General features: G+C 62.5%; 20 protein-coding genes. 17 read left to right on the forward strand and 3 right to left on the reverse strand.

The genetic code is table 11. From position 1 onward, the window contains the following. Positions 1–698: 698 nt before the first annotated feature. The 7 genes from nifB to draG all read left to right on the forward strand — a co-directional run bounded on the left by nifB (position 699) and on the right by draG (position 5,431). Positions 699–2,330, forward strand: coding sequence for a nitrogenase cofactor biosynthesis protein NifB (nifB, locus tag CCR82_RS13815; RefSeq protein WP_201246383.1), 1,632 nt, complete (start codon positions 699–701; stop codon positions 2,328–2,330). Between the two features lie 109 nt (positions 2,331–2,439). After that, positions 2,440–2,718 carry a 4Fe-4S binding protein gene (locus tag CCR82_RS13820; RefSeq protein ID WP_201246384.1) on the forward strand — a complete coding sequence of 93 codons (279 nt, stop codon included), beginning with the start codon at positions 2,440–2,442 and terminating at the stop codon, positions 2,716–2,718. Positions 2,719–2,725: 7 nt separating this feature from the next. Then, positions 2,726–3,037: a hypothetical protein gene (locus tag CCR82_RS13825; protein WP_242513493.1), complete on the forward strand. Its 312-nt coding sequence runs from the start codon at positions 2,726–2,728 to the stop codon at positions 3,035–3,037. 50 nt (positions 3,038–3,087) lie between these two features. Then, the gene (locus CCR82_RS13830; RefSeq protein ID WP_201246385.1) at positions 3,088–3,372 is read left to right on the forward strand and encodes a 2Fe-2S iron-sulfur cluster-binding protein; all 285 of its coding nucleotides are present in this window, start codon (positions 3,088–3,090) and stop codon (positions 3,370–3,372) included. Between the two features lie 63 nt (positions 3,373–3,435). After that, the gene (locus CCR82_RS13835; protein WP_201246386.1) at positions 3,436–3,783 is read left to right on the forward strand and encodes a 2Fe-2S iron-sulfur cluster-binding protein; all 348 of its coding nucleotides are present in this window, start codon (positions 3,436–3,438) and stop codon (positions 3,781–3,783) included. 3 nt (positions 3,784–3,786) lie between these two features. After that, positions 3,787–4,497, forward strand: coding sequence for a nitrogen fixation protein NifQ (locus tag CCR82_RS13840; protein ID WP_201246387.1), 711 nt, complete (start codon positions 3,787–3,789; stop codon positions 4,495–4,497). Beyond that, complete coding sequence (gene draG / locus CCR82_RS13845) at positions 4,472–5,431, forward strand: ADP-ribosyl-[dinitrogen reductase] hydrolase (RefSeq protein ID WP_201246388.1); 960 nt, start codon at positions 4,472–4,474, stop codon at positions 5,429–5,431. Before CCR82_RS13840 ends, draG begins: the two co-directional genes overlap by 26 nt. A gap of 138 nt (positions 5,432–5,569) precedes the next feature. Here the strand turns inward: draG and CCR82_RS13850 are convergent, their stop codons facing one another. Next, a complete protein-coding gene (locus tag CCR82_RS13850) occupies positions 5,570–6,685 on the reverse strand; it encodes an FIST signal transduction protein (RefSeq protein WP_242513494.1) in 1,116 nt (371 codons plus the stop codon). A gap of 37 nt (positions 6,686–6,722) precedes the next feature. After that, the gene (gene parE, locus CCR82_RS13855; RefSeq protein WP_201246389.1) at positions 6,723–8,612 is read right to left on the reverse strand and encodes a DNA topoisomerase IV subunit B; all 1,890 of its coding nucleotides are present in this window, start codon (positions 8,610–8,612) and stop codon (positions 6,723–6,725) included. 128 nt (positions 8,613–8,740) lie between these two features. On the opposite strand from parE, the gene CCR82_RS13860 reads away from it, so the two are divergent. From CCR82_RS13860 to CCR82_RS13880, 5 genes are all read left to right on the forward strand, one after another. After that, positions 8,741–9,001 carry an exodeoxyribonuclease VII small subunit gene (locus CCR82_RS13860; RefSeq protein WP_201246390.1) on the forward strand — a complete coding sequence of 87 codons (261 nt, stop codon included), beginning with the start codon at positions 8,741–8,743 and terminating at the stop codon, positions 8,999–9,001. A 68-nt stretch (positions 9,002–9,069) separates the two neighbouring features. After that, the gene (locus CCR82_RS13865) at positions 9,070–9,972 is read left to right on the forward strand and encodes a farnesyl diphosphate synthase (protein WP_201246391.1); all 903 of its coding nucleotides are present in this window, start codon (positions 9,070–9,072) and stop codon (positions 9,970–9,972) included. A gap of 110 nt (positions 9,973–10,082) precedes the next feature. After that, on the forward strand, positions 10,083–11,276 hold the full coding sequence (gene proV / locus CCR82_RS13870; protein ID WP_201246392.1) for a glycine betaine/L-proline ABC transporter ATP-binding protein ProV: 1,194 nt from the start codon (positions 10,083–10,085) through the stop codon (positions 11,274–11,276). Positions 11,277–11,279: 3 nt separating this feature from the next. Then, a complete protein-coding gene (locus tag CCR82_RS13875; RefSeq protein ID WP_201246393.1) occupies positions 11,280–12,197 on the forward strand; it encodes an ABC transporter permease in 918 nt (305 codons plus the stop codon). Between the two features lie 52 nt (positions 12,198–12,249). Continuing rightward, positions 12,250–13,122, forward strand: coding sequence for a glycine betaine ABC transporter substrate-binding protein (locus tag CCR82_RS13880; RefSeq protein ID WP_201246394.1), 873 nt, complete (start codon positions 12,250–12,252; stop codon positions 13,120–13,122). A gap of 97 nt (positions 13,123–13,219) precedes the next feature. Here CCR82_RS13880 and CCR82_RS13885 read toward each other — a convergent pair whose 3' ends face one another. Then, positions 13,220–14,578: a hypothetical protein gene (locus tag CCR82_RS13885; RefSeq protein WP_242513495.1), complete on the reverse strand. Its 1,359-nt coding sequence runs from the start codon at positions 14,576–14,578 to the stop codon at positions 13,220–13,222. A gap of 432 nt (positions 14,579–15,010) precedes the next feature. On the opposite strand from CCR82_RS13885, the gene CCR82_RS13890 reads away from it, so the two are divergent. The 5 genes from CCR82_RS13890 (at position 15,011) to CCR82_RS13910 (ending at position 21,258) form a co-directional block, all read left to right on the forward strand. Next, a complete protein-coding gene (locus CCR82_RS13890; RefSeq protein WP_201246395.1) occupies positions 15,011–16,828 on the forward strand; it encodes a BCCT family transporter in 1,818 nt (605 codons plus the stop codon). Then, positions 16,825–17,802: a glycine betaine ABC transporter substrate-binding protein gene (locus CCR82_RS13895; RefSeq protein ID WP_201246396.1), complete on the forward strand. Its 978-nt coding sequence runs from the start codon at positions 16,825–16,827 to the stop codon at positions 17,800–17,802. The genes CCR82_RS13890 and CCR82_RS13895 overlap by 4 nt, the downstream gene beginning before the upstream one ends. Beyond that, on the forward strand, positions 17,748–18,500 hold the full coding sequence (locus CCR82_RS13900; protein ID WP_201246397.1) for a S1 family peptidase: 753 nt from the start codon (positions 17,748–17,750) through the stop codon (positions 18,498–18,500). Before CCR82_RS13895 ends, CCR82_RS13900 begins: the two co-directional genes overlap by 55 nt. 128 nt (positions 18,501–18,628) lie before the next feature. Further along, the gene (locus CCR82_RS13905; RefSeq protein WP_201246419.1) at positions 18,629–20,530 is read left to right on the forward strand and encodes a DUF294 nucleotidyltransferase-like domain-containing protein; all 1,902 of its coding nucleotides are present in this window, start codon (positions 18,629–18,631) and stop codon (positions 20,528–20,530) included. A 5-nt stretch (positions 20,531–20,535) separates the two neighbouring features. After that, positions 20,536–21,258, forward strand: coding sequence for a 3'-5' exonuclease (locus tag CCR82_RS13910; RefSeq protein WP_201246418.1), 723 nt, complete (start codon positions 20,536–20,538; stop codon positions 21,256–21,258). The last annotated feature ends 73 nt before the right edge of the window (positions 21,259–21,331 follow it).

Raw genomic sequence — 21,331 nt, forward strand, 5'->3', positions numbered from 1 at the left:
GCGAAACCTGCTCGTTAAAGGCAGCAGCTAGAACTGTTGCAGGTTCAGCTTTAGGAGTGGCCGTGCTGCTCGTCGCCGTGATCAACAATAGCAGCAGACCGAGCATCCTCACCCATTTGCGACCGCTGCCACCAACGCCGAACCTAGACATAATCTTAATCGACCGCACGAGGAAACGAAGGAATGGGAACCCAACCGGCAACCGGACCTCCAAGCCGAAGCCATCCTTGGCACCAGGTCGGCATCAGTGCCTACTCGGCTGGCTGCTCGGCACCGAGGCACTTCTCGGTCTCGGTATTGTGTAATTGCCGCAGTTGATCGGGTCCGTCCAAGTCGGCGATCAGATCCTTGGAGCCCTCCAGATAGTCAGACCAGGCTTCAGGTCAGCATCAGCACCGTATCTTTCAGCACCGTATCTTTCAGCGTGGTCTCGCTGATCGCCATGGTGCCGGAGAATGAATATCACTCTGGTGCAAGATTGTGCACCAAAATGGTGAGTATCGTCCAAGGTCGTAGATACGACAACAGCGAGTTGCGCTGTGTCAGTCTCCCCACAGCCGCATCAACAATCCTGCGCTGATCGACGACGAATCAAGCGCTTAGCATCCAAAGAAAAATAGGCACGCAAATTGCTTTGACCCCCGTAGAACCTAGCGCGTCGCCGATGCGACGCCGTTATCCGTTATGGGGATCAAGACATGGTGCAAGCGGTAACCACTCTGGAGACAGGGCGGCGAACGACGGAGAGCGCGTCCACTGGCGGCTGCGCGTCGAGCGGCTGCGGTAGCAGTACCGACAAGCTCGCGCATCTGCCTGCAGCGATTCGCGCCAAGGTCAACGACCACCCCTGCTTCTCCGAAGACGCCCATCATCACTATGCGCGCATGCATGTGGCGGTGGCGCCAGCCTGCAACATCCAGTGCCACTACTGCAATCGGAAGTACGATTGCTCCAATGAGTCACGTCCCGGGGTGGTCTCCGAACTGCTGACGCCCGAGCAGGCTGTCCAGAAGACGCTGGCGGTCGCTGCCGCGATTCCGCAGATGAGCGTGCTCGGCATCGCTGGCCCTGGTGATCCACTGGCCAACCCGGAGCGTACCCTCGCCACCTTCCGCGCCCTGTCCGAGAAAGCGCCCGACATCAAGCTCTGCGTCTCGACCAACGGCCTGGCGCTGCCAGCGCTAGTCGACGCAATCTGTGAGCACAACATCGATCATGTCACCATCACCATCAACTGCGTCGACCCCGAGATCGGCGCCAAGATCTATCCCTGGATCTTCTGGAACAATCGCCGCATCAAAGGGGTCAAGGCCGCTCGCATCTTGATCGAGCAACAGCAGAAAGGTTTGGAGATGCTCACCGAGCGCGGCGTGCTGGTGAAGGTCAACTCGGTGCTCATCCCGGGCGTCAACGACGAGCATCTGAAGGAAGTCAGCCGCGTGGTCAAGGCCAAGGGGGCCTTCCTACACAACGTGATGCCGCTGATCGCCGAGCCTGAGCACGGCACCTTCTATGGGCTCATGGGCCAGCGCGGCCCGACTCACGACGAGCTGCAAGCCCTGCAGGACGCCTGTAGTGGCGACATGGCGATGATGCGCCACTGCCGGCAGTGCCGCGCTGACGCGGTTGGCATGCTCGGCGAGGATCGGGGAGCCGAGTTCTCAATCGAGAAGATCGAGCAGATGGACATCGACTACACCGCTGCGATGCAGCGCCGCGCCGCGGTGCACGCCGAGATCGAGGCCAAGCGTCAGGCCCAACGTCAAGCTCAGTACGAGAAGCGCGAACAGGCGATGCAACCGCAGCGCGGTGAAGTCTTCGTCGGCCTCGACTCGCTGACACGTCGGCGCCCAAAAGCCCTCTCGAACGCCCAACCCGGCGTTTCTGAGAGCTCGGCGGCCGCTACCGTTACCCCGGCACCGACTCGTCGTGCAGGTCGAGCGCTACGCATCGCCGTTGCGAGCAGCGGCAGCGGCGTCATCAATCAGCACTTCGGACACGCACACGAGTTCCTGGTCTACGAGGTTGATGATCAGGCTGTGCGTTTTGTCGGCACGCGCCGGGTCGCGGCCTATTGCAGCGGCGATGAAACCTGCGGCGACGGCGAATCGGCGCTCGCCGGCACCTTGCGCGCCCTCGACGGCTGCACCGTCGTGCTCTGCTCGAAGATCGGCATCGAGCCCTGGGATGTACTCGAAGCCGCTGGCATTACGCCGAACGGCGAGCATGCGATGGAGCCAATTGAGGATGCCGTCGCCGCGGTCTATGCCGAACTGGCGGCCGCGGGCCACCTTGCCGAATTCGAAACCCAAACTGCGCTGAGCGCCTAAGCCATCGCGGAGGCCACGCGTCGTGCTTAGCCACTAGCCGTTAGCCAAAAGCGCGCGCAATGGCTCCGGTGCCGAACGCCCCGCTAGCACCAACCCTGAAGACAACATCATGGCTTATCAAATTACCGACGGCTGCGTGAACTGCTGGGCCTGCGAGCCGCTGTGCCCAAGCCAAGCCATTCAAGCCGCCAAGCCGCATTTCATCATCGACCCGAGCCAGTGCAGCGAATGCGCCGGCGACTTCGCCGAGCCGCAATGCGCGAGCATCTGCCCTGTTGAGGGCGCCATTCTCGATGCTGGCGGCAAGCCCGTGAATCCGCCTGGCTCGCTGACCGGCATTCCAACGGAACGACGAGCCGCCGCCCAGGCCGAAATCCGAGCCCGTTGAGCCGTTGATGACCGAGCACGACTGCAATGCGATCGAGATCGCACCCGGAGTGCACTGGATCGGCGCGCTCGATCCTGGGCTGCGCAGCTTCGACATGATCCTGCGCACCGCCAACGGCACCACCTACAACGCCTACGCGGTGCGGGGTCGTGACGGCGTCGCCATCATTGATACGGTCAAGGCCGAATTCGCTGACGGCTTCTTCACACGTCTCGAGCAAGTGGCTCGTCTCGAGGAGACATGTGCGCGATACGCTCAAGCTGATCGAACCACTGCCGCTGACGCTGATCGCTCCGGCACATGGCCCGAGGCGCCCTGATAATTCCACACCCCGACTCCATTCCAACTGAAACCAAGAGGAAAAACCACATGGCCAAGGCAAAAGTCACCTTTCAGGACATCGATCAAACCGTCAATGTTCCCGCCGGCATCCGCGTCATTGATGTCTCCGAGAAGATCGGTGCCGGCATTATCTATGGCTGTCGAGAAGGCGATTGCGGCACCTGCATGATGCATGTCGTCGAAGGCTGGAACAATCTCACAGAGCCCTCGGTGCTCGAAGAAAAGGTCTTGCGCGAGAACATGGCCAGCCGCCATGACCGGCTCGCCTGCCAAGCCCAGATCATCGGCGATTGCGCCGTCAAGCCAGCCTAGAACGGTGATCCTGATCACCATCCCTCATCAGCTCATCCAACATTCAACGCGGAGCCCAAATCAATGGCACTCGTGACCTTTTCTAACCCCGATTACAAGGACAAGACCGTTTATGCGGTCGCTGGCAGCCATACTGAGACCCTGCTCAAGATCGCCAAAGAGCACAAGATCCCGGTGCAGTTTGACTGCCAGGACGGCGAATGCGGCCATTGCCTGGTCCGCGTAACCAGCATCGACGACAAGGACCGCATGGGTTATTTCCTAACCGATAAAGAGCAGACGGTGCTCAAGGAACTTGGCAAGCTGACGCAGGATCAGATCGACCGGCTGCATGTGGACGATATGCCGAGTGAATGGCGTCTGGCCTGCCAGATGATCGTGCGCGACGAAGACGTCCGCGTCGAGTACTGACCCATGTCCGCGTCGGCTCCGGCTTGCCCAACGCCCTTCTCCGACGCGAGCACCAAACGGGTGCCCGCCGCCAACAACTGCTCCAGCTCGGCTCTGAGTTCGACTCTGGCCGAGGCGGCGGAACACTGGCGGAACTGGCTCCTAGCCCATGCCGCTGGCCGCCGCAATGACGAGAGTCTGGCCTCGATGCTCGCCAGTCAGTGCGTTGGCCTCGGCGCTATGCCAAACTGGCTCGGCCTCGCGCCTGAAACGTTCGAGGATCTAATTGCCTATCACTTTCCGGCACTGCAACAGAGTGCGCTTCCGCGGCCGCAACGCCAACTCGATCCAGAGCGGGCCGACGAGCGGGACGAACTGGTTCGGCTTTTGCTTAAACCATGGAATGAGAGATCCGATAGGATTCGCGAGCGCTCCAAACCAAGCATCTCAAGCATCGACCCGCAGCCAAGTCAGGGCTGGATGGCCCAGATCATCGCTGCTGGTTGCATGGGAAGCGATCATCTTTGGCAAGATCTTGGTCTCTGCAAGCGAGTGGAGCTAAGTCAACTGATGGAATACAACTTTCCGGCGCTTGCCAAACAGAATCGTCACGACATGAAGTGGAAGCGCTTCCTGTACAAACAGCTATGCGAGGCCGAGGGCATCTACACCTGCCGTTCACCCTCCTGCGAGGTCTGCGTCGACTACCATGCTTGTTTCGGGGCTGAGAACTGAATTCCTCCTGCTGGCCGAGAACGGCAGCGGCGATCACATCAAGCGTCGTGCCATCGGCGCCTATCTGGGCCTCGCCGTCGGCGATGCGCTCGGCGCCACCGTCGAGTTCATGACCCCGCGCGAGATCCGCGACCAGTTTCGCGAGCATCGCGACATCAAAGGCGGCGGCTGGCTGCGCCTGCGCAAGGGACGCGTCACCGACGACACCGAGATGGCGCTCGCACTCGGCGAGAGCATCCTCGGCGCGGGCGAGGTCGACGCCCAAGCCGCGGCCGAGGCCTTCAGCGACTGGATGCGCAGCAAACCGGTCGACATCGGCAATACCGTGCGCCGTGGCATCTCCCATTACCGCCGAACCGGCGAGTGGGAATCCCCCGAGAGCACCTTCGATGCCGGCAACGGCGCCTGCATGCGCTGCCTGCCCGTCGCCTTGGCCACGGTCGGCGCCGATGTCGACGACGTCGCCGAGGCCAATCGCCGCCAAGCCCATGTCACCCACAACAACCCCATCTCCGATGCCGGCACCCTCTGCGTGATCCGCATGGTGCAGGCTGGCCTGCTCGGCGGCACGCGCAAAGACCTCAAGCTCCTGGCGGATGGATTGGTCGCCGAAGACGCGGTCTACGCCTACGACCGCAAACGCATCGAGAACCCGAGTGGCTTCATCGCCGACACCCTACGCACCGTGTTCCAGGCGCTGTTCGCGACCGACGATCTCGAATCGGCGCTCATCGAGGTCGTCAACCGCGGTGGCGATGCCGACACCACTGGCGCCATCCTCGGCATGATCGCCGGCGCCCTCTACGGTCCCGCCGCCCTACCCGCGCGTTGGGTGCGCACCCTCGATCCCGAGGTGCGTCAGCATTGTCTGTCACAGGCCCAGCAACTGCTCAAACTAGCGCCGCTCCGCAGCATGCGCGCGGCGACTGGCTAAACCACGCAGAAGCTGTCTCGCCACAGCTCTATGAGCAGCAGCTGCGGCCATGATTGAGGGCGTACCTGTGATGAGGAACCGAACACCGTTAATCTCCGCAGCCCGAAAGGGTCAGAGTTGATCGGCGTCAAACGCGCATCAGATGAACAAGGTCAACACCCCCGTATAGCCATAGAGTCGATTCTGCGAGAGTTCTCCATTCGCGAAGAAACCCACCAGCGGAAACTCCCCCAACTCGTTGCGAATCTGCTTTAGCTCCTGCGAGTCGTCACCGAAGAGGTTGGCACCCCGGCCGAGACAGGAGACATAGACACCGCCGCGCGGCGGTGTCTTCAAGCGCGCCTTGAGGTGACCGAGCATGCGCGAGAGATCTTCGCTAGCGGTGTTGGCATCGCGGCGACAGAACATCAGCTCCTGCCCTTTCTCGACCAGATCGCCGATCCCGATCAGTCGCTTCTCCATGTCGACGCCGATCAGATTGCGCACCAGATAGTCGCCGGTATCGGAGCCGGCGATCGGCAGGCCAGCGAAGATGTAGCCTCCCACGCGCGAGATGTCACGCGCCAAGACCTCGCCGATGTCGTCCTTGAACACATCCAGCGCCGGACGCCCATCGAGTTCGACGATCACATTGCGCTGACAGGCGGTAATGCGCCGGTGCGGCCCGATCGGCGAGCAGCCCTGGGACAGCGCGGTCTGAATACCAACCGCCTCGGTGAACATGACGCCGGTCAGGCCACCTTCGGTCGGCTCATCGGCGATCACGCGGGCGTTTTGCTGGCTGCTCGCCAGACCCCCAACCAGGAAACCGGTCACGGTGCGCTCGGCGAGCTGGCGGATCAGACTCTCGGTGAGCGGATTCGACGGATCGGCATGCACCAAGCCCATGAACGGCTGGGCGCTGCCGAGCCAGGCGCGCTGCGCGGCATCGAAGCCGTCGAGATCCTTGACGATGGGCGCAAAGACCCGGAACGCGTCCTCCGGCAGATCGGCGATCATGGCCGCGATCGCCGGACGCTCGTAGTATTCGACCCCGGTCGCGCAGATGCCGATGCCCACCGCGCCGACCCAGTGCTCGACATCGGTCGCCTCGCGCAACGCATCCAGGATCGCACCCAGATGGGCGTTGATCGCATCACTGACGTAGAGAAACCCGAGCCGCCCTTGCGCGGCGCCTAAGCCGGCGATGACGCGCTCGAGGGCCAGGTGCCAATCGTCGTCGGCGGCGTGGGCATAAGGAAAGGGGTGCATCATCGATCTTGGGCTCGCTCAGTGACAGCTTGGGGCTGGCTTAGACCTCGGCCAGGTCGCCTTTTTCCTGTAGCCAGGCGCGCCGATCGGCGGCGCGCTTCTTGGCCAGCAGCATATCCATCAAGGTGGCGCTGTCATCGCCGGGCTCAACCGTCAATTGCACCAATCGGCGCGTATCCGGATGGATGGTGGTTTCGCGCAACTGCTGCGGGTTCATCTCGCCAAGGCCCTTGAAGCGCTGCACGCTGACCTTGCCCTTGAGCTTCTCGGCGGCGATCCGATCCAGCACGCCACGGCGTTCCGAATCATCCAAGGCGTAGAAGACCTGCTTGCCGACATCGATGCGAAACAGCGGCGGCATGGCGACATAGACGTGACCGGCCGCGACCAGGCGCGGGAAGTGCTTGAGGAAGAGCGCGCAGAGCAGGGTTGCGATATGGGCGCCATCGGAATCGGCATCGGCGAGGATGCAGATCTTGCCGAAGCGCATCCGGGCGAGATCGTCGCTGCCGGGATCGACGCCGATGGCGACGGCGATGTCGTGCACCTCCTGCGAGCCCAGCACCTCGGCCGGGTCCACTTCCCAGGTGTTCAGGATCTTGCCGCGCAACGGCATGATGGCCTGGAACTCGCGATCGCGCGCCTGCTTGGCCGAGCCGCCGGCGGAATCGCCCTCGACCAGGAACAGCTCGCTGCGGGCCGGATCGGTGGCGGTGCAATCGGCCAGTTTGCCCGGCAATGCCGGCCCCTGGGTCACGCGCTTGCGCGTTACCGCGCGCCCGGCACGCAAGCGCGCCTGGGCGGCGCCGATGGCGATCTCGGCGATGCGCTCGCCGTCGCCGACATGCTCGTTGAGCCAGAGACTGAAGGCATCCTTGACCACGCCGGAGACGAAGGCCGCGCACTCGCGCGAGGACAGACGCTCCTTGGTCTGGCCGGAGAACTGCGGATCGGCCAGCTTCACCGAGAGCACCCAACTGGCACGCGCCCAGACATCGTCCGGTGCCAGTTTGACGTTGCGCGGCAGCAGATTGCGAAACTCGCAGAACTCGCGCACGGCCTCGGTCAGACCGCTGCGAAAGCCGTTGACATGGGTGCCGCCCTGCACCGTCGGGATCAGATTCACATAGCTCTCGGTGACCTGTTCGCCCGCCTCGGGCAGCCAGGTCACGGCCCAGCTCGCGGCCTCGGTCTTGCCCTCGAGCGCGCCGACGAAAGGCACCTCCGGCACCCGCTCGGCGGCGCCGAGGGCCTCGCTCAGATAGTCGCGCAGCCCGTCGGCATAGCACCAAAACTGCTCCTCGCCACTGGCCTCGTCGCGAAAGCGCACCTCGAGCCCGGGGCAGAGCACGGCCTTGGCGCGTAGCAGATGGGTCAGTTGGCGCACCGCGACCTTGGGCGTGTCGAAATAGGTCGGATCGGGCCAGAACCGCAGCCGCGTGCCGCTACTGCCGCGCCCGACCCGGCCGATCGGGGTCAGCGCCTCGACCTTGTGGCCATCGGCGAAGGCCATCCGATATTCCTGGCCATCGCGCTTGACCCAGACTTCCAGACGTTGGGAGAGCGCGTTCACCACCGAGACGCCGACCCCATGCAAACCGCCGGCGAAGCGATAGCTGCTGCCTGCGGTGAACTTGCCCCCGGCATGCAGTTTGGTCAGGATGACCTCGACGCCGGGCAGCCCCTGCTGGGGGTGCATGTCGACCGGCATGCCGCGCCCATCGTCACAGACCTCGATCGAGCCGTCCTGGTACAGGGTCACCGCGATGCGGGTGGCCTTGCCGACCAGTGCTTCGTCGACGCTGTTGTCGATCACCTCCTGCGCGAGATGGTTCGGACGGGTGGTATCGGTGTACATGCCCGGGCGCTTGCGCACCGGGTCCAAGCCGCTGAGAACCTCGATCGCCGAGGCATCGTAATTACCGCTCATCGCGGGGTCGGACACTCCTTGAGTAAGGGACGAAAAACCGATCCGGCCCTGATCCGGACCTGGGGGCCGCGTTGACCGGTCAAAGCCGGCTACGGTAACTTAGAGTGAAACCGCTGTTCAAATGCCCGATGAGCGAAGACAAGATCGACGACCCCAAGCAGTTCGAGGCTTCATTGCAGGCGCTAGAGACGCTCGTCGATCAGCTTGAGCGTGGCGACCTCGGTTTGGAAGACTCGCTCGCCGCCTTCGAGCAGGGCATCCGGCTCAGCCGTGGCTGCCAACGGGCGCTCGATCAGGCCGAGCAACGCATACGCATCCTCAGCGAACCTTCGGAGGACGCCGAACCCGAGCCGTTCGCCGGCGCCACGGCCCCTCCCCCAAGCGACTGATCCCGAGCCGCGGACAGGTCCGCGTTCGCACCTCTCCACTCCCGTCACCGACACAAGCGATTGGCCCCATGCAAGACGCCCCCCGCCTGAAGACCTTTCTCAAAGACTGCCAAGACCGGGTGGCAAAAACCCTGGAGCACGTCCTGCCCGCCGCCGAACAGCCGCCGACGCGGCTGCATCAGGCGATGCGCTATGCGGTGCTCGGCGAAGGCAAGCGCGTGCGCCCCACCCTGGCCTACGCCAGCGCGCAAGCCCTCGACCTCGCGCCCGAGCGCGTCGATGCCGGTGCGGCGGCGGTCGAGCTGATCCATGGCTACTCGCTGATCCATGACGATCTGCCGGCGATGGACGACGATGATCTGCGACGTGGGCGACCGAGCTGCCACAAGGCCTTCGATGAAGCGACGGCGATCCTCGCCGGCGATGCCTTGCAGACCCTCGCCTTCGGGGTCCTGGCGCAAGATGATGCGGCGGCCCCCGAGGCGCCCGCGCGTCTGCGCATGTCGGCCGCACTGGCGCGCGCCGCCGGCTCGATCGGCATGGCCGGCGGCCAGGCCCTGGATCTGGAGTCCGAGGGCAGCGACCTCGATCTGGTCATGCTCGAGAACATCCACATCCACAAGACCGGGGCGCTGATCCGCGCCAGCGTGCAGATGGCCACCCTCGCCTGCCCCGCGCTGGAGCCGGCCAAGGCCGAGGCTCTCGATCACTATGCCAAGTGCATCGGGCTGGCGTTCCAGATCCAGGACGACCTGCTCGATGTCGAAGGCGAGACCGATGTCATCGGCAAGCAGAGCGGCGCCGATGCCGCCCATGAGAAAGCGACCTATCCCTCGCTGATGGGCATCGCGGCGGCCCACGAGGCGGCCAACGAACTGATCTCGGACGCCCTCGCCAGCCTCGAGCCGTTCGGCGCGGGCGCCGATCCGCTGCGCTGGATCGCGCGCTATATCGTCAGCCGGGAGCGCTGATTCGCACTCTCCCAGTTCGCATCCTTGCTGCCTCTTAAAACCAAGACATGGACCGGCTAACCTGTTAATTTGGACTCTTAAGATTGCCCACTCTCTCTCAATCCAGGCTTATGCAAGATAAGGTTGTCGTCAAAGACCTTTACAAGATCTTCGGACCCGAGCCCGATCGCGCCCTAGAGCTGCTCGATCAAGGACTTTCCAAGGAGGAGATCTTCGAACAAACCCGAACCACGGTCGGCGTTCAAAAGGCCGATTTCAGCATTCGCGAGGGTGAGGTGTTCGTGGTCATGGGGCTCTCGGGCTCGGGCAAATCGACCCTGGTGCGCATGCTCAACCGCCTGATCGAGCCGACTCGAGGCCAGGTGATCGTCGACGGCGTCGATATCACCCAGATGTCGAAGCAGGAGCTGATCACGATGCGGCGCCGTTCCATGAGCATGGTGTTTCAGTCGTTTGCACTGATGCCGCATAAGAGCGTCGGCGAGAACGCCGCGTTTGGGCTCGAGGTCTCCGGAATGCCGAAGGCGGAACGGCGTGAGCGCGCGCTGCAGGCACTCGATACCGTGGGCCTAGCCGTCAATGCCGACAGCTACCCGGACGAGCTTTCCGGTGGCATGAAACAGCGCGTCGGCCTCGCCCGCGCGCTGGCCACCGATGCGCCGATCCTACTGATGGACGAGGCCTTCTCAGCGCTCGACCCGCTCATCCGCACCGAGATGCAGGACGAGTTGGTGCGCTTGCAGACGACCCAGGCCCATACCATCGTCTTCATCTCGCATGATCTCGACGAGGCGATTCGCATCGGCGACCGCATCGCCATCATGGAGGGCGGAGCCATTGTCCAGATCGGCACTCCCGAGGACATCGTCACCAATCCGGCCAACGATTATGTGCGTTCGTTCTTCTACGGCGTCGACGTCAGCAAGGTCTTCAGTGCTGGCGATATCGCCTCGGACCGTGCCATCACGGTCTTCGAGCGCACCGGCGTTAACGTCCGCGCGGCCTTGGCGCAACTGCACGACCGCGGCCATAGCCTCGGCATCGTCATCGACTCGGATCGGCATTATCGCGGCATGGTCAGCGTCAATTCGCTGGCCGATGCCGGTCGCGACAGCGAGCATCCACATTGGGAAGACGCCTTCCTCAAACAGATCCAGCCCGCGTCAGCCGACACCGAGTTGTCCGAGGTCCTGAGTCAGGTCACGTCCAACGAATTTCCGGTCCCCATCGTCGATACCGAGGGACGTTATCGCGGGATCGTCGACAAGACCGTCTTGCTGCAGACACTGGATAAGACAACCTGAGCCATGACGAACGACATCACCGATTTCGAAATCCCGATTGGCGACTGGGTCGCTGCGGGGGTCGATTGGATCCAGACCAACCTCACCGGCATCCTTGACGGCATCTCCGAGGTGCTCGCGCTCGTCATCGACTCCTTCGAAGGTCTGCTGCAGGGGATTCCACCGCTGATTCTGGCGCTTTTCATCGTGCTGCTCGCGACCTGGCGCGTTGGCTGGAAATTCGGCCTCTTCGCCATCGCCGCCATGGTGCTGCTATTCGGCATGGACATCTGGACCCAGACCATCTCGACCCTGGGGCTGGTCATCGCCTCGAGTCTCGTCGCACTCATCATCGGTATCCCCATCGGCATTACCATGGCTCGACATGATGCCTTCGAGGCGATCACTCGCCCGATACTCGACTTCATGCAGACCATGCCGCCCTTCGTCTACCTGATTCCAGCCGCCATCTTCTTCGGTCTCGGCAAGGTTCCCGGCTCGATTGCGACCCTTATCTTCGCCATGCCCCCCGCCGTGCGCCTCACTAATCTCGGCATCCGGCAAGTCAGCGCCGAGCACATCGAGGCCGGCAAGGCCTTCGGCTGCACCAGTAGTCAGCTTCTGTTCAAGGTCCAGCTGCCCTTGGCCATGCCCTCGATCATGGCCGGTATCAATCAGACCATCATGCTTGCCCTGTCGATGGTCGTCATCGCCTCGATGATCGGTGCCGGCGGGCTCGGCAACACCGTGCTCACCGGTATTCAACGGCTCGATGTCGGACTCGGCTTCGAGGGCGGTCTCGGGGTCGTATTGCTGGCAATCCTCCTCGATCGCATCACCCAGAGCTTCGGCATCGCCCAACGCGCCGGCGGGCCGCCGTCGCTCATCACCCGCATCCGCCGGTTCTTCCAGCGTACCCCGGACAGCCCGGGCAAAGGTTGAGCGCTAACGATCTTTCCTTCCATCCACCCACCCACCACCATGAGGAATCACGATGTTCATGAAGACCTCACTTAAGGCCTTAACGGCAGGCGCCCTCGCCCTCTCGTTTGGCACCGCCGCCTACGCCGCCGACAACAGCGTCAAGATTGGCTGGACCGCCTGGTCCGATGCGGAATTCGTCACCAAACTAACCCAGCGTATCCTCGAGGAGCGCATGGACTATGAGGTCGAACTGGTGCAGACCGATATCGCCCCCCAGTACCAGGGGCTGTCCGATGGCGATCTGGATCTGATGCTCATGTCTTGGCAGCCGGGCACGCACGGCGATTACATGGAAAAGGTGTGTAACGATGTGGTGCCCCTCGGCATCCTGTACACCCACGCCCGACTCGGCTGGGCGATACCGGCCTATATCCCGGAAGAGACCCTCGCCAGCATCGAGGATCTGAGCAAAGACGAGGTCAAGGAGCAGCTGGACGAGACAATCACCGGCATCGACCCCGGCGCAGGCATTACGCGTCTCTCCAAGGATGCGCTCGAAGCGTATGGACTCGACGACTATGAGCTGCAGATCTCCTCGGGTGCGGGTATGACTGCTGCCCTGGAACGCGCCACCCAGCGTGATGAATGGATCGTGGTCACCGGTTGGAGCCCACACTGGATGTTCGGCGCCTACGATCTGCGCTATCTGGAAGACCCCAAGGGCATCCTAGGCAGCTTTGAGCGTGTCGTCGCATTGGCACGCGAGGGCTTCTACCAAGAAGATATCGATGCGGCGAGCTTCATCTCGCGTATCCAGATCCCGATTGATGATCTTCAGGCGGCCATGTACGACGCCCAGGAGACTTCGTATGAAGAGGCCGTGACCAAGTACATCGAGAACAACGAGGCGCGCATCAACTACTGGGTCTCCGGCGAGTTCTGAGCCGCGAAGACGAGCGCGTGATACCAGCGTGACAACAGGGCCGTTCAACGGCTAATAACCGCCACCGAGTTTCCGGGCTCGGTGGCGGTTCGCGCAATTAGAAGTAGTAACCGAAGTTGATATTGAAGCGGTAATTCCAGTCGTCGTTGCCGTTGACGCCGAAATCACCGACCCCATCGACGATATTGCCGTAGTTGTCATCCTTGTTGCCGACGAAGTAGTTACCGTCGGAGAAGGCGAGGTCGGTATAGATGTACCAGCCGTTGCGCGCCCAGGCCGCACCGAGAATCGCGAGCTGGCTATCGTTGAAGTCGCTATCCTCCTTGATGATGCTGCTGTACTCGACATAGGGACGCACCGAATCCAGCCAGGGGATCTGGTTGGTCTCATAGAGATAGCTCAGTGAGATCGCCGGCAGCCAGGCATCGGTCGCCACCGGCCAAGCGAACTCATAGGCCCCCATCGGTAGCAACTCATCGGTGCCGAGTGGGTTGTCGTCATCGATGTTGAGCTGGTAACGCGTGAGCTGGGTCGCCAGCAGCCAGTTGTTCCAGCTGTTGGTCATGTGCACCGAGGCGGCCCAATGGTCGCCATCGTCGGCCCGTCGCCCATCGAGCTGGCCGTATTGCAGCGACACGCCGAGCGCGGTATCGACGGCGCTCTGATCGACGTTGTAGATGGCGCGAAGATTGAACTGGTTGCGCTCTTGGTAGCCGTTCGGCAGGGCGCTGAAATCGACGCTGCCATCCGGGGCGAGGGCTGCATTCCAGACCACGGGATCATAGCTGTAGCGCGCGCTGTCGTGGCTCGTCGTGCCGTTGCCATTCCACTCGCTGCGCGCGTAATAGGCAATATCGAAGTCCCAGTTGTCGATGCTGGTGACATACTTGACGCCGAGGTCCATGTCGTCCGACAGGCCGACGTAGTAATGCTGGTCGAAGAACCAGCTCTGCGAGACGCCGTAAGGGCCGGGACCGAAGGGCACCCGGTTGATACCGACCTGGATCTGACTGCCGTCGTCGAAATCCCATCCGAGCCAAGCGGTATGGACGAAGTTATACCCGTCACCCCCAGAACTCAACCAGTTATTGTACCAGCGATATTCGAGCTTGCCGACCAACTGATCGTACTTCAGATCCATGTTGATGCGGAACGTGTCGAGCGCAAAGTTACCTCCATTGCCGCCGCGCGAAGGTCCATTTCTTTCACCGGGATAACTGCCAAGGAGATAATTAGCGCGGATCGCGCCACCAATGGTCAGTGGCCCGACCTTGATCTTATTCGCTTGTGGCGACCCGGCCTTAACCAATTCGGCTTCGGCCGCTTCGGCCTTTTCGGTAGCGGCAACGGTTTCGGCTTGAGCCTCGGCGAGTTCAGCCTGGGCCTGATCGAGCTGGCGTTGCAGCTCGCGGACACGGCGCTCGAGGGCGGCTGGATCGGCTGCGGCGGTCGCCAATTGCGGAGTAGAACCGACAATCGCGGCAAGGCTGATTGCCAGCAGTGTTCTTGAACGTCGAGAGGCCGATTGTGGCAATGTGGCCGATGCGTATGCAGTGCGCGGTGTTGATGGTTTCATGATGGCTTAATCAGATGGTGAGTTGACGACTCTAGGGATGCCGTAATGCGACGTCGCTCGTATGCGACCAACTCATGCTCTTAGCAAGAGACATGTCGTGCATTTACAACATTACAGTTTAGTGTATATCCTGAGCCGCTTATTTTCCAGTCACCCAACGAGCCCTTTACCCAGCAGTTTGGCTTGCTGCGTCATCAACACCCGTGCGTTTGGACCTCCGCGCCCTAAGGTTTTTCTGTCGCAGGCGATTGCGCTAACATGAAAAATTCTTCATGAACGCCGGCCCCGGCGCACCCGCCACGAGTTAAGCCTATGCAAGACGCAACCGACCGCTCGAGTGAGCAGCCTGGCTGGCTGCGGATCGACGTTCACCCGTGGGTCTTCTTCACCTCCGCCATTATCATCGTGCTCTTCGTTGGACTGACGATCTTCTTCGAGAACCAGGTCGACAATCTCTTCAATGTCGTGCAGGGCGCTGTCGCCACCTATGCCGGCTGGTTCTTCGTCGGCGCGATGAATATCATCCTGATCTACGTCGTCGCCCTCTTGCTGGGGCATTACGGCGACATTCGCCTCGGTGGCGAGGGCGCTAAGCCCGAGTTCTCGACGCTCGGCTGGTTCTCGATGCTGTTCAGTGCCGGCATGGGTATCGGCTTACTCTTCTACGGCGTTGCCGAGCCGATGTTCCACTACGTCGCCTCGCCGCTGGCCGAATCCGGCACCCCCGAGGCAGCCCGCGTCGCCATGGACTTCACCTTCTTGCACTGGGGAGTCCACCCCTGGGCGATCTACACGCTGGTCGGCCTCTCGCTCGGTTTCTTCGCGTTCAACAAAGGGCTTCCGTTGTCGATTCGCTCGGTGTTCTACCCGGTCCTCGGGGAGCGTATCTACGGACCGATCGGCAATATCATCGATATCATGGCGACGGTCGCAACCATGTTCGGCGTCGCCACTTCGCTCGGCCTCGGTGTACAGCAGGTCAATGCCGGGCTGAGCCATCTGTTCGATTTCATCCCGCAAAACACCACGGTGCAGATCCTACTGATCTCCGGCATTACCGCCGTGGCGACCTGGTCGGTGGTGCGTGGACTCGATGGCGGCATCAAGTTGCTCAGTCAGCTCAACGTGATCGCCGCCGCGATCCTGATGTTCTTCGTCATCTTCGTCGGCCCGACCCTGTTCATCCTGAATGCCTTCATCGAGAACCTCGGCATCTATGTGCAGCATTTCCCGTCGTTCAGCACCTGGAACGAGACCTATGACGATACCGAGTGGCAGAACGGGTGGACGGTTTTCTATTGGGGCTGGTGGATCGCCTGGTCACCCTTCGTCGGCATGTTCATCGCGCGGGTCTCCTACGGCCGGACCATCCGCGAGTTCATCAAGGGCGTGTTGCTCATCCCCACCCTGGTGACCTTCCTGTGGGTGACGGCCTTCGGCAATACGGCCCTGAACATCGAAATGTTCGGTGTCGGCGGCATTGCCAAGGCGGTGCAGGAAAACATCCCGGTGTCGCTCTTCGTGATGCTCGAGACCTTGCCCTTGGGCGAAATCTCGTCGGTCGTCGCGATCATTGTCATCATCACCTTCTTCGTCACCTCCTCGGACTCGGGTTCGCTGGTGATCGACATCATCACCGCTGGCGGTAATCCGGAACCGCCGGTGATTCAACGCGTGTTCTGGGCGATCATGGAGGGTGCCGTCGCCTCGGCCCTGCTGCTGGGTGGCGGCCTGGTTGCGTTGCAGACCGCGGCCATCTCGACCGGGCTACCGTTCGCGATCATCCTACTCGGGATGTGCTGGTCGCTCCATGTGGGGCTAGTCCATTACAAGACCGGCCAAGGCTTCGAACTCAGTTTGCAGGGTTACCAGGGACCGGAATTCTTCACCCAGGCCACGCGCAAGATGCCAACCTTCGGTCGGCGGCAGTTCTGGATACCGGCCGGCCTGCAGCAACGCGCCACCGGCGCGGCCATCCGTCCGCGCCCGAGCGTCGGCCCAGCGGGGGCGGATAGTGCTCGCACAAACTTCAAGATCAATCCTCAAACCACGTCCGAGACCCGGTCGAACGCCATCGAGCCTGGCACTGATCTCGGCAAGGGCAAGCCAAGCGGCGGGGACAACAAATGATCATTCCAACAAGCGTCGATCTCCTAGCGCGGGTGCAATGTCGATGGCTTCATCGCGGCCCGCATCGGCAAACCACCCCCATCGCGGCGCTCGCCATTGGGCTGGCGTTGCTGCTCGGCGTTTCGAGCGCAAACAGTGCACCGCCGCTGCGCATCGCTTACGTCGACTGGTCATCCTCGGTGGCCAGTTCTCATGTCGTCTGTGCCCTGCTCAACGAACGCCTCGAGCAACCCTGCGAATTAATCGAGACCACTGCCGACGAAATGTGGCGCAAGGTGGCCGAAAACGAGGCGGACGTCATGCTCTCGGCTTGGCTGCCGGACACTCATGCCGATTATTACGCGCAATACGGCGAGCAATTGGATGACCTTGGGCCCAATCTCGTCGGCACCCGAACCGGCTTAGTCATCCCGGCCACCGGCGTTGGGCGCCAGACCGACCAACGCGGGGCGCATACCCAGCCGAGCCTTGATATCCAGAGCATTGCGCAGCTAAGCGAGCATCGCCAAGCGCTTGCTAGCCGTATCATTGGCATCGACCCCGAGGCCGGCATCATGACGGCGACCGAGCAAGCGCTTAGGGAGTACGAACTGAACGGCTTTCGCCTCATCCCCGGTGCCGAGTCGACCATGACCGCTAGCCTCGCCGATGCGATCACGCGCAATCGGCCTATCGTCGTCACCGGTTGGGTCCCACACTGGATGTTCGGACGCTGGTCGCTACGCTTTCTCGACGACCCCAAAGGCATCTATGGCGGGAGCGGCAAGATCCATAGCATGGCACGCCCTGGCCTGGCCGAGGATTTCCCGGCGGCGGCGATCCTGATCGACCGCTTCGCTTGGGATGCCGACAGCATGGAGCAACTGCTGCTTTGGATTCATCAAGACCGTGGCCACGATCCCTATGCGCAAGCCTTGCGTTGGATCCGAACGCATCCCAGCCAGGTGAACGCCTGGCTGACAGAGGCACAATAAACGGAGGCACCCTCATGCTGCAGAATATGAGTCAGAAATTTCGCGGCGGTTGCCTAATGTTGGTGCGCGACAATGACGGCACGGTCGATTTTCTCGGCACCGCCTTCGTTGTCCACTCTGAAGGCTATCTCCTCACCGCCGCTCATCTGGTCTCCGAGGCCGACGGGCTGCGGGTCGTACCGACGCCGAGCGGTGGCGAATTCCAGCCCATCAGTTTCGATCGGGTCGCAGCCATGGCGGTGTCGGTTGCGCGCCGCGACAGCGCGCATGATGTCGCCCTCTTGAAGATCGATGAAGGACTCGATATCAGCGTTCCGGACGACTTCCTCGGCAGCGGCGAGAATGTCCTGCCGGGAGCCTCGGTGATGAGCCTGGGCTATTCTTTCGGCCATAACCAGATCCACACGGCCCTCACGGTCGGTGGCTTTGCCGCGGCCAAGATCCGCTCTTCCAACGAGACCCAGTTGATCCTCTTCGACAATATGGTCCAAAACGGCGATGTCGGCGGTCCGCTTATCCATGTGACCGATGGCCATGTGGTTGGCGTCATCAATGGCCGCTTCGAACCCGCCGATGTTGTACATGGCGGCGATAATTGGGAACGTCGCCCGGCGCCTAACATCAATACCTCCTTTGCAGTCGATATTGACTATGGCACGGCATTGATGCGCTCCGAGGGGCTCTTGGAACACGAATGAGACGTGCCCAACACTTGTAGCCGGCGGGGCATGTGCAGGGGTCCGGGGGGGAGCCCGGGCTTGCCCGCGCCCAAGGGTCTCTTTACAGTTCCCGTCACGGGGCCGACGATCCACAGCACGGGGACGCCATGGAAGCAGAAATCCGGGAGATTCGCGATCACATCAGCCGTCATCCGCCCTTCGACGGGCTGACCGACGACCTCCTCGACGAGGTGGCCGGCGCGGTTGAGATCACCTATTTCAAGGCCGGCACCACGATCGCCGAACGGGACGGCTCGGTGCAGGCGCTGTCCTACATCCGCGGCGGTGCGGTGGAGGTCTACCGCCATAACGGCCAGCTCTACAACCGCCTCGGCGAGGGGGATATCTTCGGGCAGCTCGACCTGCTGCGCGGCCGCCCGGTGCGCTTCCCGGTACAGGCCATCGAGGACACCCTGCTCTATCTGATCCCGAAGCCCGTTTTCGACCGCCTCTGCGCCACGGACGAGGATTTCGCCGATTTCGTCGAGCTATCCGGCTCACGGCTCAAGAGCACGGTGGAACAGAGCCAACGCGACAACGATATGATCGCCACGCGGGTGCGTCGGCTCATCTCCCGCCTGCCCGTGATGATCGAGGAGTCCGCCACCGTGCAGGAGGCGGCGCGCCTGATGACCGAGCACGACGTCTCCTCGGTGCTGTTGCTCAAGCCCGGCAACGACGACGATTCGGACCGCATGTTCACTGACACCGAAGGACAGCAGTGGCTGCTCACGGGGATGATCACGGACAAGGACCTGCGGCAACGCATCATCGCCGCCGGGGCCTCGGCGCAGACACCCCTCGCCAGTATCAGCCACGACAAGCTCATCACCATCCAGTCCAGCGAATCGGTCAGCGAGGCCATGTTGACCATGCTGCGTAACAATATTCAGCTCCTGCCGGTCCTGCACCGCCGCCGTCCGGTGGGGGTGGTGGATCTGTCGGATATCGTTCGCTACGAGACCAACAACAGCGTCTACCTGGTCAGCAACATCTTCAGCCGCATCTCGGTCAAGGGCCTGGCGCGACTTACACCCGAGGTGCGGGCCTCCTTCGTGCGGCTGGTCGACGAGGGCGCCACCTCGCGGATGATCGGCGGGGCCATGTCGAGTGTCGGCCGCAGCCTGATGCGCCGCCTGGTGGAGCTGGCCGAGGCCGATCTGGGTCCGCCCCCGGTTCCCTACTGCTTCATGGTGCACGGCTCTCTCGCACGCAACGACCAGTCCATCGCGACGGATCAGGACAATGCCATCGTGCTCCACGACGCCTTCGAGCCGAAGCGCCACGATGACTACTTCAGGGCATTGGCGCGACAGGTGAGCGACGGGCTGCACGCCTGCGGCTACCCTTACTGCAAAGGGGGTGTCATGGCCACGAACGACCTGTGGCGCCAGCCCCTCGCCCGCTGGAAGCGCTACTTCAGGGACTGGATCGCCAAGCCGGATCCGCAGGGGCTGCTCCACAGTAGCATCTTCTTCGACCTGGACGCGGTCCATGGCGAGGCGCGGTTCGTGGAGGAATTGCAGGACCTGATCGCCACCCGCGCCAAGGCCAGCCCCCAGTTCCTCGCCGCCCTGGCGCGCAATGCTCTCGGCCGCACGCCACCGCTGGGCTTTTTCCGCACCTTCGTGCTGGAGCAGGACGGGCGGCATAACAACAGCATCAATATCAAGCGCCGCGGCATCGCCCCCCTGAACGACGTCATCCGGGTCCATGCCCTTGGGGTGGGCTCCCGGGCTCAAAACGGCTTCGACCGGCTCGATGAGATCACTCAGGCCGGCGCCCTACCCGCCGGACAGACCGACAAGTTGAGCTATGCCCTAGAGTTCCTGTCCATCGTGCGGATGCGCCATCAGGCCCAGGAGATCCAGGACGACCATGAGCCGCACAATGCCATCCAGCCGGAGCGCATATCGGACACTGAGCGCCACAACCTCAAGGAGGCCTTTCAGGTGTTGAGCAACGCCCAGAACTTCCTGCGCTTCCGCTACCCCAGCCCGGGCCGTTGACGGCAGTGATCTTCGGTGCGCGCCAGCAGCAGGCATCCCCGACCTGGGCGGAGTATTTCGCCCGCCAAGCCGAGGCTTGCAAGAGCCCGGCCCTGAAGCGCTTCTACGCGGCGGGGTTGCCAGCAGAAGAGCGCCCCATCGGAGACGTCCCGCTGGTGGCATTGGATTTCGAGACCACGGGCATGGACCCCCTGGAGCACGCCATCGTCAGCATCGGCTTGGTGCCCTTCGACCTGCGGGTGATCCGCCCGTCGGCGGGCCGTTACTGGGTCGTCAAGCCTCCCCGGCCGCTGACAGAGGAATCCATTGCCTTCCATCGCATTACCCATTCAGAGGTCGAGCACGCGCCGCCTATCGCTACGATCCTCGACGAGGTGCTGTCGGCGCTCGCCGACCGCCTGGTGGTGGTCCACTACCGCAACATCGAACGGCCATTCCTCGATGCCGCCGTCATGGCCGCTCAGGGCGAGCATTGCCTGTTTCCCCTCATCGACACCATGGCGTTGGAGGCGCGCTGGGAGCGCCGCGGCCGCCTACAGGGCATCAAGCGCTTGTTTGGCATCCAGCCCGCCTCCATCCGGCTGGCCGACAGCCGCACCCGCTACGGCCTGCCCCATTACTCCTCCCATCACGCCAAGGTGGACGCCATGGCCACGGCGGAACTCTTCCAGGCCCAGATGGCCCGGCATTTTACGCCTGACACACCGCTCTCCGATCTCTGGCTATAGGCACCGAGAGGTGCAGGCTGATCGCGGCGAAGGCCGGTCACGGCTAAAAAGCGAGGCGGCCACAGCCGCCCCT

Source organism: Halochromatium salexigens, assembly GCF_016653295.1.
GTDB lineage: Bacteria > Pseudomonadota > Gammaproteobacteria > Chromatiales > Chromatiaceae > Lamprobacter > Lamprobacter salexigens.